Raw genomic sequence first — 12293 nt, 5'->3', positions numbered from 1 at the left:
CCCTTACTGTCAGGTTAACGCCGTCATTGAAATCGGGTTCAGATTAACTCTCGGGCATGTGTCTTGTCATGCGCAGTGGGGGGAATACAGGAGGTAGATCAGGGTCTACCCTTAGATGGTGCGAGGCTATGAGGTCTGGTGACGTTTCGATCAATTAAGGTCCCGAAAATGGGTGATTTTCTGCCACTATTTGATCGAAACGTATGTGGCATCTGACTTTTAGAAGGGCACATCGATGTAGATCTCCTCCGCCTTCGGCAAAGGCGGCAGTTTGGGTAGCTGATCGAGACCCTCCTGGACTTCCGGCGGGAGGGGAATCTGCGGAGGCTCGGGCAGTTCTAGCTTGGGTTTGGGCCGCTGCGGTGGGGCCGGGCGTGGCGCCGGTGCTGGTGCGGGCGCTGGCGCGCGGACGGTGACGGTTTCTACTTCGACGCGTGGCGTGGGTGTTTCGGCTACTACGGGTGCGGGAGCTGGTGCTTCGGCCGTAGGTTCCGGTTCAGCCGGAGCTGGCGCGATGGAGGTGGTGTCACCCAAGCGGTTGACCGGCTGGGGTACCGCATCAGGCTTCCAGGAAGGCAGCTGGGCCGAGGTGGTGGGGTTGGGCTCGGCTCGCGGAGCAGGTTCTGCCTGCGTGGCAGCGCAGGCAGAAAGCGGAAGGCAAGCAAAAATGACAAGAATACGGCGCGATGCCATGGGAATCCCCCTTAAGTAGTGCCTCCCACAGCGCACCCCAGCGCTTAATTAAAGAAAGGCAGAATCAACAGTGTGCTGCCAGCATAGCGTTCCCATGGCGGGTGCGCAGCGCGAGCGCGCTCAGGGTGCTCGCGAGGTGGTGGAGAGGAGGCTGCAAGACACGAGGGGACTCCAACTTTTGTATAGGGCTAAAACCGATACAATGTGGGCTATGCCTAACTCCAGCCAGCTAAACCAGCAGAATACGTCCCAGTCCGCCGAGTGGTTCGAGCGCGCCACCAAGGTCACCCCGGGCGGTGTGAATTCCCCGGTCCGCGCCTTCGGATCCGTGGGCGGCCAAGCCCGCGTTATCGCTCGCGGTGAGGGCTCCCGCCTTTGGGATATCGACGGCAACGAGTACGTCGACCTGGTCAGCTCCTATGGCCCGATGATCCACGGCAATGCCCACCCGGCCATCGTGGAGGCAGTGCAGAAGGCGGCTGCCGACGGCCTCTCCTTCGGTGCCCCGACCGAGGGCGAGACGCTGTTGGCGGAGCACATCGTCAAGCGCACCGCCGTGGAGCAGGTGCGCCTGGTCAACTCCGGTACCGAGGCCACCATGTCCGCCGTGCGCCTGGCCCGCGGTTTTACCGGCCGCGCCAAGGTCCTGAAGTTTGAAGGCTGCTACCACGGCCACGTGGATGCGCTGTTGGCGTCGGCTGGCTCCGGCGTGGCCACCTTCGCGCTCCCGGATTCCCCGGGCGTAACCGGCGCTTCGGCCGCAGATACCATCGTTGTCCCTTACAACGATCTCGACGCCGTCCGCGAGGCCTTTGCCGCGCACCCGGGAGAGATCGCCTGCATTATCGCGGAAGCAGCCGCCGGCAACATGGGCACCGTGGCCCCGGAGGAGGGCTTCAACGCCGCGCTCAAGGAGATCGCGCATGCCGACGGCGCCCTGCTGATCCTCGACGAAGTCATGACCGGCTTCCGTACCTCCTACAAGGGTTGGTTCGGCGTCGATGGGGTAGCGGGTGACCTGGTGACCTTCGGCAAGGTGGTCTCCGGTGGCCTGCCCGCAGCCGCCTTTGGCGGCCGCGCCGACGTCATGGCCTCGCTGGCACCTGCCGGTCCCGTCTATCAGGCAGGCACGCTGTCCGGTAACCCGGTGGCGATGGCTTCTGGCCTGGCATCCCTGGAGCTGGCCAACGAAGAGCTGTACCCGCGCCTGCAGGCTAACGCGGATCGCCTGGCCGGCCTCATCACCGAGGCACTGAGCGCCGCCGGAGTGGCACACCACATCCAGCGCGCGGAGACGATGTTCTCCATCCGCTTCGCCGAGGGCCAGGGCCGTAACTTCGCCGATATGCAGGCCGCCGATACCTGGCGCTTCGCACCCTTCTTCCACGCACTGCTGGAGGGCGGCGTCTACGTCCCACCGTCAGCCTTCGAGACCTGGTTTGTGTCTGACGCGCTCACGGACAATGATTTTGAGGTAATCGAGGCAGCTCTCAAGCCTGCCGCCCAGGCCGCTGCCAGCGCGCAGCGCCCGCAATAAACCAACCATGTTGAGGGGATAGACACAGGCATATGTCCACCACCATCGTCCACTTCGTCCGCCACGGAGAGGTTTATAACCCGGATAAGATCCTCTACGGGCGCATCCCGGGCTATCACTTGTCCTCCCGTGGGCATTCCATGGCCGCACGCACGGCGAAAGCCTTCGAAGGCCATGACGTGACCTACCTGGCGGCCTCGCCGTTGCAGCGCGCGCAGGAAACCGCGATGCCGATTGCGAAGGTGACGGGCTTGGAGGTGGACGTCGACAAGGGCGTCATCGAGTCCGGTAACCGCTTCGAGGGCCTGCGCACCAAGGGCTGGAACTCGCAGCTGTGGAACCCGCAGCGCTGGCCGCTCATGGTCAACCCGCTTGAGCCCTCGTGGGGCGAGCCTTTTGAGGAGATCGCCGCGCGCATGATGGACGCTGCCGAGCGTGCTCGTTCCAAGGCCGAGGGGCACGAGGCCATCGTGGTGTCCCACCAGCTGCCCATCGTCATGGTGCAGCGCACCGTGTTGGGCAAGCGCCTGGCCCACGCGCCGTGGGACCGCGAATGCGACCTGGCCTCGGTGACCTCGCTGGTCTACCGCGACCGCGAGATCATCGATATCTTCTACTCCGAACCGGCGCAGGACATCTAATGGGACGCAGAACTATCCGCGCCGCCGCGGCCGGTGTCCTTGCTGTGTTTGCCTTGGCAGGCTGTGCGCAAAGCGAGGAAAACGCGCAGAACGCCGTGGCTTCCGGCGGCACCTTCGAGTTCATCTCGCCCGGCGGGCAGACCACCATCCGCTATGCGGAGGAAGACCGCAAGCCGCTCAAGGATTTCTCCGGTGAGGACCTGCGGGATGAGTCCACGACGATCAAGCTTTCGGATTTCAAAGACCAGATCGTCGTCCTCAACTCCTGGGGTCAGTGGTGCGCGCCGTGCCGCTCCGAATCGGATGACCTCCAGGCCATCCACGCGGAGCTGCAAAAGCGCAAGGTCGGCACCGTACTGGGTATTAACGTCAAGGACTTCAACCCGGAGATCTCCCGGGACTTTATGGCCGATAACGGCCTAGAGTACCCCTCCATCTACGACCCGCCCTTCAAGACGGCTGCGGCCCTCGGCGGCGTGCCCACCTCCGTGGTGCCCACCACCATTGTTCTGGATAAGCAGCACCGCCCCGCCGCGGTCTTCCTGACCGAGATCACGGAAAAGGATGTCCTCGAGGTCGTCGACGAACTGGAGAAAGAACAGTGATCCTTGCCGCTGACGGTATGGGGCAAAGCTTCGCCGATGCCGCCGTGTCCGGCCCGCTCCTGATCGGAGTGCTCGCCGCGGCCGTGGCCGGATTGGTCTCCTTCGCCTCACCCTGTGTGGTTCCACTGGTTCCTGGCTATATCTCTTACCTCGCCTCCGTGGTCGGCGGTGAGGTGAGCTATGACGAGGAGTTGGGGGTGGGCGTCGGCAAGCGCCGGCGTTGGGCCGTCGTCGGTGCCGCAGCACTCTTCGTGCTGGGCTTTACCGTCGTTTTCGTCCTAGCCACCGTGTCAGTCTTCGGCGCCATTTCGGCGCTGACGCTCAACGCGGATACCCTCATGCGCGCCGGCGGTGTCATCACCATCCTCATGGGTGTGGTGTTCATGGGCGTGGTGCCGGTACTACAGAAGGACACGCGCATGGCGCCGCGGCGCTGGACCACGTGGCTGGGCGCGCCGCTGCTCGGCGGGGTTTTCGCCCTGGGCTGGACCCCGTGCTTGGGCCCCACGCTGGCTGCCATCCTGTCTGTCTCCGCCGGCACCGAGGGAACCACCGCGCTGCGCGGCACCATCCTCATTATTGGCTACTGCCTGGGCCTGGGCCTGCCCTTCTTGCTCGTGGCACTGGGCTCCGCTAAGGCCATGCGCACCGTGACCTGGATGCGGGAGCACTCCCGGACCATCCAGATTCTCGGGGGCATCGCCATGATCCTCGTCGGCCTGGCGCTGCTGACCGGGCTGTGGGGAGATTTCATCAACGCCATCCGCCAGTGGACCGTGTCCTATGGCGCGACGCTGCTGTAAAGGAGGTTTTTCGTGAGATATATCCGCAAGGCCTGGCACTGGCTGACCAGCATGCGCACCGCGCTGGCGCTGCTCTTCTTGCTGGCCATCGCCGCCATTCCCGGATCGCTCCTGCCGCAGCGCTCGCTCAATGAATCTAACGTCAACGACTTCATTGAGACCAACGGCAAGGTGGCGGAGATCTACGACAAGCTGCAGCTTTTCGATGTTTTCTCCTCCGTCTGGTTCCAGGCCATCTACGTTCTGCTCATGATTTCTCTGGTGGGCTGCATCATCCCGCGCTCCTGGGATCACTACAAGGCATGGAAGACGCCGCCCACGCGTGCGCCGAAGTACTTGGAGAAGATGCCGCTCAACGCCACCGGGCATTCGGAGAAGTCCCCGGAGGAGATCGCCGCGGCCACCACGACCATGCTGAAGAAGTGGCGCGTGTCGGAAGTGTCCCCGGACAAGGACCGCGCCGGTGCCCAGTCTTTCTCCGCGGAGCGCGGCTATGCCCGTGAGCTGTGCAACCTCATCTTCCACATCGCACTGGTAGCCATCCTGCTCACCATGGCGGCCGGCCGTCTGGTCACCTACGAAGGCCAGGTCATCGTGGTCACGGAGAAGAACTCACGCGGCGAGACCCAAGAACAGACGCAGTCCACGGAGTTCTGTAATACGTCGACATCGGTGTATGACTCCTTCCGTGCGGGCCCGCTTTTCGACGGCACCGGGCTCCACCCCTTCTGCTTCCTCGCCCACGACTTCACCGCGGATTACCTGCCGAATGGCCAGGCGGAAATGTTTACCTCCAACGTGTCCTATGCCGCCGGTGACGATATCTTTACCGACCCGGAGACCTGGGAGGACTATCAGCTCCAGGTCAACCATCCGCTGCGCATTGAAAGCAACCGCGTCTATCTTCAGGGCCACGGTTTTGCGCCGACGATGACGGTGGAATGGCCCAATGGTGAAAAGCGCACGCAGACCATCCAATTCCAGCCCAACGACATGACCTACTTCCTGTCCTCGGGCGCGATGCGCTTCGACCCGCCCGCGGGCATGTACCCGGACTTGTATGAGCGCCGCCAAAACCAGATAGCCATCCAAGGACTCTTTGCCCCCACCGCTGAGTGGTCGGGCGAAAACGGTAAGCTCCTGCAGTCTTCCTTCCCAGCAATGAATGATCCGGCCGTGGCTATCGATATCTATCGCGGCGATGCAGGCTTGGACACGGGCCGTCCCCAGAGCTTTTTCTCCCTTGACCCGAGTCTGCTCCAGTCGGGCCAGCTGCAGAAGATTGACCGCGTCAACCTCACACAGGGCGAGTCAGTCACGCTCGATGACGGTACGAAAATCAGCTTCGACGGTGCCTCCGAGTTTGCGAACTACCAGATTTCCTATGACCCCTTCCAGGGATGGGTCCTGGTGTCCTCGCTCATTATGTTGGTCTCCCTCGTTGGTTCTTTGGTGATTAAGCGCCGCCGCGTGTGGGTACGTATCCGCCCGGCAGCTGATGGTGGCACCGACATTGAGATGGGTGGTCTTGCCCGCACCGACCGCGCCGGCTGGTCTGAAGAGTTTTACGCGTTGCACCGCGAGCTTCTCGAGCTGCCGGATCCGGATGAGGTTGAGGAAGACGTGCTGTATTCCGCCGACTAAAGGTGAGCAACCTATCAGTCAAAAGTTGGATACTGACAGGTAAGAGGGGTAGCCTTATGAGCACTATTCATCTCTCCGTTGAGTGAGCACTTTCGTTAGCACTGTGAAGGCAAGGTTTCTCATCCATGCAGATTGATCAGAATCTGTCCAACTTCTCCGACATCGCCGTCCAGACCGCGTTCGTCATCTACGCCCTCGCACTGGTGCTGTCCTTGGTCTACTACGGCCGCATGCAGGGCATCATTGAAGCCCTGCGCGCGCGTTCTGCCGCCGTGGCCCAGCAGCGCGAGCTGGCTACCGTCGGCGGCCCGGCAGGGGACGCGGTGCTTGGCGACGCCCCCTCGGCCGGCCTTAGCGAGGACGCCGACCTTGCCAAGAATCAGGAGAAGGTGGACAAGCTGGGCGGAATGACGCAGATGCTGCTGTGGCTGGGCATCGCACTGCACTTGGCCGCCATCGTGCTGCGCGGCTTGGCCACCAGCCGATTCCCGTTTGGCAACCTCTACGAGTACGTGCTCATGGTGACTGCTGGCGTCATGGTGGTGGCGACCATCGCGATGCAGCGCAAGGAGTGGCGCACCCTGTGGCCATGGCTGCTGACCCCGATCCTGGCGCTCATGTTCTACGGCTCCACGAAGCTGTATGCGGAGTCCGCCCCTGTGGTGCCGGCGCTGCAGTCTCACTGGCTGCCTATCCACGTCACCGTGGTCTCGCTTGGTGCCTCCATCGGTATCGTCTCCGGTATTGCCTCCTTGCTCAGTGTGCTGCGCGTGCACCAGGGCAAGGGAAGAGAGCATGGCTTCTTCGGTGCGATTGCCCGCCCACTGCCCTCCGCAAAGAAGTTGGATCAGCTGGCTTACCGCCTAGGAGTGGTGACCCTGCCGACTTTGGGCTTAGGTATTGTGCTGGGCGCTATTTGGGCGGAGTCTGCCTGGGGCCGCTACTGGGGTTGGGACCCGAAGGAAACCGTTTCCTTTGCCACCTGGATCCTCTACGCTGCCTACCTGCATGCCCGCGCCACCCCGGCGTTCCGCAAAGCTGCCCCGTACCTCAACATCGCGGCGATGCTGTTGATGGTCTTCAACCTGTTCTTCATCAACATGGTTGTCTCCGGCCTGCACTCCTACGCGGGGCTGAACTAAATGGCGGATACACATAAACCCCGGCACAAACAGGGTAAACCGGCCGGCGATAACCCGCAGCTCATTGCTTTAGGTGATGTCTTTGCTGAGCGACGCCGCGAGTTAGGCATCCTCCAGCAGGAGTTAGCTGAGAAAGCCGGTCTGTCGCGCTCTACCTTGCACACCATCGAGCACGGCGGCTCCGGTGTGCGCTGGGAGAAGATTGCGGCGGTGGCGGAGGCCCTCGACCTGGAGATGACGTTTACGCCTAAGACACCAAAGAACTAGTTGTCTTCCCCGGTGGCGTCAGGGTCTTCCGGCTTCTGAGGCTTGGGTGCGCGCCGGCGGCGCTCTTCTTCTTTGCGCTGTGCCTCGCGCTCTTTCGCGCGGCGCTCCTTGAAGCGCTGCTTTTCCAAGTTCCAGAGGAACTCTTCGTCATCATCGGGGCCCTTGATTGCGGGGCGCTGCGGCTGCTGTTGCTGCTGCGCCTTATTCTTCCAGCTGGATGGCCCAAATGCCTTCCACACGAGAAGTGCCGCGAGGATAAACAGGACTAGTAGTATCAAACGACCCATGCGTTGTATTCTACGGAATGCCCGCGAAGCAGAAGTGAGAATGATGAGCCAGACAGACAACATGACCAACGAGTCCCAGATCCCTGAGCCACCTCAGCCGGACCCGGCGCTCAAGCGCCGCTCACGTGTGGCACTGTGGAAGTATGGTGCCGCCCGCCTGGTGCTCTTCATCCTGCTGACCGTGGTGATTCAGCTGCTGGCTATGGCTATTGGTGTGGCCATCCCCGTGCTGGTGTCGGCTCTGTTGGCGTTGTTCGTGGCGCTGCCGCTGTCGATGCTGATCTTCTCCTCGTGGCGCGTGGAAGCTACCCAGACTCTGGCGGAGTATTCCGCACAGCGCAAGGCCCACAAGGAGTGGGTACAGGCGGAGCTGGCTGGCCGCTAAAAGCAGTTAGACAAAGGCAAGTGCTAGGGCGTTAATGATTGCCCATACCAGCATTGCACGGCCAGTCATGCCGAGCACCGGGATGAGTTTGGGCCCGCGCGCACCGCGGTTGACGGTGCGGATAGCGCCTAGTGCGAGGGGGAAGTAGAGCAGCGAGGCCAGCGCTGCCCAGGAATCGAAGGCCAGACCCACGGTAAGCAGCACTGGGAGCAGCAGCAGGATCATAAACAGCGTGCGGGATTTCTTATCACCCAAGCGCACGGCCAGAGTGATCTTTCCGGCGGCTGTATCGGATGGGATGTCACGGATATTGTTGGCCAAGTTCACCGCGGAGCTCATCCCGCCAATGCCCACGGCCAAGGCAAGGCCCGTCCATGTGATGCGGCCGGCCTGCGTGTACTCGGTGCCGAGGACTGCGACGAGGCCGAAGAAGATGAAGATGGCAACCTCGCCCAGCCCACGGTAGCCGTAGGGGTTCTTGCCGCCGGTATAGAACCAGGCGCCAGCGATACACACGGCGCCGACGAGGATGAACCAGGCCGCGTTGGCAGCTAGGGAGAGCGAAATGCCGGCGATGGCCGCCACGCCGAAGGAGACGAAGGCGGCGAACTTGACGTGCTGTGGTTTGGCCAGCCCGCCCCCGGTAAGCCGCTGGGGGCCGGTGCGGTCATCATCGGTGCCGCGGATGCCATCGGAGTAATCGTTGGCGTAATTCACGCCGATGATAAGCGCCCAGGCCACGATGAGCGCCAGCAACGCCCGGCCCCAGTGCAGGCCGTGGGCCGCGGCAGCGGCACCGGTACCAGCGATAACGGGAGCAAAGGCATTGGCCCAGGTGTGCGGGCGAGCACCCTGGAGCCAATCGGCAGGAGTGGCGGAATAGGCAGACATGCTCACTATTGTGCCACTGGTGTGGTGTGCTGCGGCAATGAGCTGGTGCGTTGGCGAAAGCGGTAGATGATGAGCACTGCAACGAAAATAACGGCATTGGTGACTGTCATTGCGGCAGAGGTAGCCGCGTCAAGGACATAGGCAACCCAAAATCCCACGACCGCGCTGATAGCGGCAACGCCACAGGCGGTCAACACCAGCGTGGGCACGCGCTGAGTAAGCAGCCGCGCGGTCATCGTCGGGAATACCATGAGAGCGATGACCAGCATGGCACCGGCAGCGTGAAAGGCGGCGGTGGCGGTGCAGGCAACCACGGTCATAAATATGATGTGAAGAACGCGCGTGGGCACCCCGCGTGCGGCACAAAAATCGGCGTCAAAAGTCGTGGCGGATAAACGCGGCAGTGTAAGGGCGAGGAAGAGAGCATTGATACCCAGCACTGCGGCCATGATGTAGCAATAGTTGGGATTGGAGAAGGCCGCGAGGTTGAGATCACCGACGAGAACGGCGTGGACATCAAGGTGCACGTGGCTCATGTGCGTAGAAATCAGGATGACTCCGGCGGCAAACAGGGCGGGAAAGACCAATCCGAGGGCGGAATCAGCAGTCACCAGCGGGCTGCGCTGTAGTGCGTCAGTTCCCAACGCCACCACCAAGGCGCCAGCGGCCGCGGTAACGAGCAAGATGGGTGAATCTAGATCTGCGGTAAAGAGGTAGCCGACGGCAATTCCGGGAAGGACGGCATGGCCGATGCCGTCGATAAGCATGGCCTGGCCTTTGAGGACAACAAAGGTGCCGGGGATAGCACAGGCCAAGGCCGTCAGAACGGCAAGGAGACAAGCGGTCGCGGCGAGGGTCATGAGGCTAGCTTTCTACTGGTGAGGCTGATAGTGACGAGCGCCGCCTGAGCCAGGACGATGACCGGACCGGTGGGCAGCGGGCCGTGCGCAATGGAGACATAGCAGCCGAGAGCAGCGGTGGCTGCGCCGAAGAACCCGGAGAGCGCGATGAAAGGTAGCAAGCGCGTGGTCCAGGGGCGGGCAGCGGCGGCAGGGCTGATGACCACGGCGACCATGAGCACTACGCCGACGACTTTGACGCCGAGCACCGTGATGGCGGTGAGGGCGAAGAAACTAGCCGCGTTGAGGAACGAGGTGCGGATGCCGGCTACCTGGGCAAAACTTGAATCAAAAGTGACTGCGGCCTGCCGGGTGTGAATGAGGAAAAGAAAAAGCAGCACGCAGCCACCGATGATGAGTGTGGACCGTACATCCGCGCGAGTGAGCGTGGAGGCATTTCCCAGCAAATAATCCTGGATTCCGGCCTTGCCAGGCAATGGTCGGCGGGAAATATACTGCATGAGCAGCATTCCCACCGAGAAAAATGTGGTTAGCGTGGCCGCCATCGCAGTGGTTTGCCCCAGGGGAGTTAACCGCGGGATGAGGTGAATGCACCCCACCGCGAGGGTTCCGGTGAGCAGGGCGCCGCAAGAAAGAAGCCAGACATTTCGCCCGTCCCAGCCAATGGCGGTGGCCACGAGGAAGGCGGTGAGCAGTCCAGGCAGGGAAGAATGCGAGATGGCATCGGCCAGCAGGCTGGTGCGGCGAACATATACCAGTGGGCCTAGCGCGCCAGCGCAGCCACCGATGAGCACGGTGCCCAGGAGTGCCTGGGTATAGGTGTAGTTCTGAAGAAGCTCGAGTGGGTTCATGATGGCAGGGAAAACATGTCGGCAATGGCGGACTCGGTAAGTACCTGCTCGGTGGGGCCAGCAGCAATGAGCCGGCCGTGGCCGACCATGAGGACCTCATCGCAAAAGTCGGCGACCTCCGCCAGGTTGTGATGCACCAGCAGGATGGTCACGCCGTTCTCGCGCAGTTCCTTGAGTACATCCATGATGGCGCGCTGACTCGCGGCATCGACACCAGCGAAGGGCTCGTCGAGGATGATGAATTCCGGCTCGCTAACGAGCGTGCGCGCCAACAACACGCGCTGGCGCTGACCACCAGACAGGGCGGAAATCGGCAGCTGCGCGTGTGCCTGCATTCCGGTGCGGGAAAGCGCGGCGTGAGCGGCGTCTTTGTCAGCGCGGCTGGGCCACTGCCACCAGCGCAGCCCGGCGGTGCGGCCCATCAGGGCGATGTCGAAGGCGGTGGCAGGGTAATTCCAGTCGATATCCGCATGTTGTGGCATATATCCGAGACGCTGCCGAAAATGTGCCAGATCGACGCCATCGAAGGTCATCGACCCGCAGGCTAGAGGCGGAAGGAGCCCTACCAGCGTGCGGACCAGAGTAGACTTTCCCGACCCGTTCGCACCCACCAGCCCGGTGATAGTCGCGGGGGTGAGGGTGAAGGAGGCGTCGTGAAGCACCGGCGTGCGGGGATAGCCGGCGGTGAGGTTTCCTACGCTGAGCATTAGCTTAGTGCTTTCGCCACGGCGCTAGCGTTATGTTCGAAGGCTCCGAGGTAGGTATCGGTTGGGGCTTCCGGGCCGAGGGTATCGGCAAAGAGCTCTTCATCCGAGATGGTGACTGTCCAGTTGCGGGTTTCTACGGCTTCCTTGAGAGAAGTGATGGCCTGTGGGTTCGCCTGGTTATCTTGGAAGATAACGGGGACCTTCTTCTCCGCGATCGTATCCGCGAGCTCGGAGATCTCAGTGGCGGACTTGGTGGCTTCGGTGGTCACGAAGTCGGTGGCTTGGACTTCAAAGTCGAAGGTCTTGCCGAAGTAGTTGAAGGCGTCATGGCCGGTGATGAGGACGCGCGGGGAGGCGTTTTCGAGTTCCTTAGCCGCTTTGTCATGCGCGGCTGCAATCTTGTCTTCATATTCATCGGCGGCCGCGGCATAGTCTTCGGCATTGTCAGAGTCGATTTCGCCGAGTTTGGTGCCGATGTGATCGACGACCTGGCTCCACAGCTCGGGGCTATTCCAGATGTGCGGGTCGTAGAGTTTTTCGCCCTTGTCACCTTGCTCGGGCCACGGCAGAAGGTCAGCAGTATCGAGCTGTTCGCCGACAGCTAGCTGCTTCTCACCGAGGGAGGAGAGCTGGCCCACCATTTGCGCCTCGAGGTGAAGGCCATTCCAGAGGACGAGGTCGGCGTCCTGCATCTTTTCAATATCGCGCGTGGTGGGCTGGTAGGTGTGCGGATCGCCGCCGGGACCGACCATGGTGGTGATGTCGGCGTCCGGGGCGATATTGGCGGCCGCATCAGCCAAGTAACCAGTCGTGGCGAAGATCGTCAGATTGTCGTCCTGGGCTTCGGCGGAGTCGCTGCTGGTGCAGGCAGTCAGCGCGGTGGCAGCCACGAGGGAAGCGAGGGGAAGCGCAATAAGTTTCTTCACGGGAAACCTCTCTTATTAAAAGTGAATGTCGATGTTCAATAGATTGAACTTGAA

15 protein-coding genes are annotated in these 12293 nt (G+C 62.0%); 8 read left to right on the top strand and 7 right to left on the bottom strand.

Annotated elements, in window-relative coordinates; genetic code table 11:
- Positions 1 to 219 precede the first annotated feature (219 nt).
- The gene (locus HMPREF2635_RS09325; RefSeq protein WP_010189769.1) at positions 220 to 693 is read right to left on the bottom strand and encodes a hypothetical protein; all 474 of its coding nucleotides are present in this window, start codon (positions 691 to 693) and stop codon (positions 220 to 222) included.
- A 202-nt stretch (positions 694 to 895) separates the two neighbouring features.
- Here HMPREF2635_RS09325 and hemL point away from each other — a divergent pair, with 202 nt between their 5' ends.
- From hemL to HMPREF2635_RS09290, 7 genes are all read left to right on the top strand, one after another.
- The gene (gene hemL / locus HMPREF2635_RS09320; RefSeq protein ID WP_070821650.1) at positions 896 to 2230 is read left to right on the top strand and encodes a glutamate-1-semialdehyde 2,1-aminomutase; all 1335 of its coding nucleotides are present in this window, start codon (positions 896 to 898) and stop codon (positions 2228 to 2230) included.
- Between the two features lie 32 nt (positions 2231 to 2262).
- Positions 2263 to 2871, top strand: a complete 609-nt coding sequence (locus HMPREF2635_RS09315) for a histidine phosphatase family protein (protein WP_070547311.1) — start codon at positions 2263 to 2265, stop codon at positions 2869 to 2871.
- Complete coding sequence (locus HMPREF2635_RS09310) at positions 2871 to 3476, top strand: TlpA disulfide reductase family protein (RefSeq protein ID WP_046647790.1); 606 nt, start codon at positions 2871 to 2873, stop codon at positions 3474 to 3476. The genes HMPREF2635_RS09315 and HMPREF2635_RS09310 overlap by 1 nt, the downstream gene beginning before the upstream one ends.
- Positions 3477 to 3493: 17 nt before the next feature.
- Positions 3494 to 4279 carry a cytochrome c biogenesis CcdA family protein gene (locus HMPREF2635_RS09305; protein ID WP_046647905.1) on the top strand — a complete coding sequence of 262 codons (786 nt, stop codon included), beginning with the start codon at positions 3494 to 3496 and terminating at the stop codon, positions 4277 to 4279.
- A gap of 12 nt (positions 4280 to 4291) precedes the next feature.
- Positions 4292 to 5923: a cytochrome c biogenesis protein ResB gene (locus HMPREF2635_RS09300; RefSeq protein ID WP_070821649.1), complete on the top strand. Its 1632-nt coding sequence runs from the start codon at positions 4292 to 4294 to the stop codon at positions 5921 to 5923.
- Positions 5924 to 6048: 125 nt separating this feature from the next.
- Positions 6049 to 7065: a c-type cytochrome biogenesis protein CcsB gene (gene ccsB / locus HMPREF2635_RS09295; protein ID WP_070821648.1), complete on the top strand. Its 1017-nt coding sequence runs from the start codon at positions 6049 to 6051 to the stop codon at positions 7063 to 7065.
- Positions 7066 to 7332 carry a helix-turn-helix domain-containing protein gene (locus HMPREF2635_RS09290; protein ID WP_070537506.1) on the top strand — a complete coding sequence of 89 codons (267 nt, stop codon included), beginning with the start codon at positions 7066 to 7068 and terminating at the stop codon, positions 7330 to 7332. It abuts the gene before it with no gap.
- On the opposite strand, the gene HMPREF2635_RS09285 is transcribed toward HMPREF2635_RS09290, so the two are convergent.
- Positions 7329 to 7619, bottom strand: a complete 291-nt coding sequence (locus tag HMPREF2635_RS09285) for a hypothetical protein (RefSeq protein ID WP_070821647.1) — start codon at positions 7617 to 7619, stop codon at positions 7329 to 7331. The genes HMPREF2635_RS09290 and HMPREF2635_RS09285 overlap by 4 nt on opposite strands.
- Positions 7620 to 7662: 43 nt before the next feature.
- Between HMPREF2635_RS09285 and HMPREF2635_RS09280 the strand changes: the two genes are divergently transcribed.
- The gene (locus HMPREF2635_RS09280; protein WP_070669685.1) at positions 7663 to 8004 is read left to right on the top strand and encodes a DUF4229 domain-containing protein; all 342 of its coding nucleotides are present in this window, start codon (positions 7663 to 7665) and stop codon (positions 8002 to 8004) included.
- A gap of 6 nt (positions 8005 to 8010) precedes the next feature.
- Here HMPREF2635_RS09280 and HMPREF2635_RS09275 read toward each other — a convergent pair whose 3' ends face one another.
- The 5 genes from HMPREF2635_RS09275 to HMPREF2635_RS09255 are packed head-to-tail and all read right to left on the bottom strand — an operon-like array spanning position 8011 to position 12239.
- Complete coding sequence (locus tag HMPREF2635_RS09275; protein WP_070821646.1) at positions 8011 to 8895, bottom strand: 1,4-dihydroxy-2-naphthoate polyprenyltransferase; 885 nt, start codon at positions 8893 to 8895, stop codon at positions 8011 to 8013.
- 5 nt (positions 8896 to 8900) lie between these two features.
- The gene (locus tag HMPREF2635_RS09270) at positions 8901 to 9755 is read right to left on the bottom strand and encodes a metal ABC transporter permease (protein ID WP_010189755.1); all 855 of its coding nucleotides are present in this window, start codon (positions 9753 to 9755) and stop codon (positions 8901 to 8903) included.
- Positions 9752 to 10606: a metal ABC transporter permease gene (locus tag HMPREF2635_RS09265; RefSeq protein ID WP_010189752.1), complete on the bottom strand. Its 855-nt coding sequence runs from the start codon at positions 10604 to 10606 to the stop codon at positions 9752 to 9754. Before HMPREF2635_RS09265 ends, HMPREF2635_RS09270 begins: the two co-directional genes overlap by 4 nt.
- A complete protein-coding gene (locus tag HMPREF2635_RS09260; protein ID WP_010189751.1) occupies positions 10603 to 11313 on the bottom strand; it encodes a metal ABC transporter ATP-binding protein in 711 nt (236 codons plus the stop codon). The genes HMPREF2635_RS09265 and HMPREF2635_RS09260 overlap by 4 nt, the downstream gene beginning before the upstream one ends.
- Positions 11313 to 12239 (bottom strand): metal ABC transporter substrate-binding protein, encoded by a 927-nt coding sequence (locus HMPREF2635_RS09255; RefSeq protein ID WP_070821645.1) that lies wholly within the window; start codon positions 12237 to 12239, stop codon positions 11313 to 11315. Before HMPREF2635_RS09255 ends, HMPREF2635_RS09260 begins: the two co-directional genes overlap by 1 nt.
- Positions 12240 to 12293: the final 54 nt, after the last annotated feature.

The organism is Corynebacterium sp. HMSC035E02, assembly GCF_001836065.1.
Taxonomy (GTDB): Bacteria; Actinomycetota; Actinomycetes; order Mycobacteriales; family Mycobacteriaceae; genus Corynebacterium; species Corynebacterium hiratae.
This window is presented reverse-complemented; position numbering and strand designations above follow the sequence as displayed.

Bases quoted from the DNA above. Each gene is read 5' to 3' on its own strand.
- HMPREF2635_RS09270 (WP_010189755.1), bottom strand. From the start codon at position 9,755: ATGACCCTCGCCGCGACCGCTTGTCTCCTTGCCGTTCTGACGGCCTTG.
- HMPREF2635_RS09310 (WP_046647790.1), top strand. From the start codon at position 2,871: ATGGGACGCAGAACTATCCGCGCCGCCGCGGCCGGTGTCCTTGCTGTG.
- HMPREF2635_RS09325 (WP_010189769.1), bottom strand. From the start codon at position 693: ATGGCATCGCGCCGTATTCTTGTCATTTTTGCTTGCCTTCCGCTTTCT.
- HMPREF2635_RS09290 (WP_070537506.1), top strand. From the start codon at position 7,066: ATGGCGGATACACATAAACCCCGGCACAAACAGGGTAAACCGGCCGGC.
- HMPREF2635_RS09285 (WP_070821647.1), bottom strand. From the start codon at position 7,619: ATGGGTCGTTTGATACTACTAGTCCTGTTTATCCTCGCGGCACTTCTC.
- HMPREF2635_RS09265 (WP_010189752.1), bottom strand. From the start codon at position 10,606: ATGAACCCACTCGAGCTTCTTCAGAACTACACCTATACCCAGGCACTC.
- HMPREF2635_RS09260 (WP_010189751.1), bottom strand. From the start codon at position 11,313: ATGCTCAGCGTAGGAAACCTCACCGCCGGCTATCCCCGCACGCCGGTG.
- HMPREF2635_RS09315 (WP_070547311.1), top strand. From the start codon at position 2,263: ATGTCCACCACCATCGTCCACTTCGTCCGCCACGGAGAGGTTTATAAC.
- HMPREF2635_RS09280 (WP_070669685.1), top strand. From the start codon at position 7,663: ATGAGCCAGACAGACAACATGACCAACGAGTCCCAGATCCCTGAGCCA.
- ccsB (WP_070821648.1), top strand. From the start codon at position 6,049: ATGCAGATTGATCAGAATCTGTCCAACTTCTCCGACATCGCCGTCCAG.
- hemL (WP_070821650.1), top strand. From the start codon at position 896: ATGTGGGCTATGCCTAACTCCAGCCAGCTAAACCAGCAGAATACGTCC.
- HMPREF2635_RS09275 (WP_070821646.1), bottom strand. From the start codon at position 8,895: ATGTCTGCCTATTCCGCCACTCCTGCCGATTGGCTCCAGGGTGCTCGC.
- HMPREF2635_RS09305 (WP_046647905.1), top strand. From the start codon at position 3,494: ATGGGGCAAAGCTTCGCCGATGCCGCCGTGTCCGGCCCGCTCCTGATC.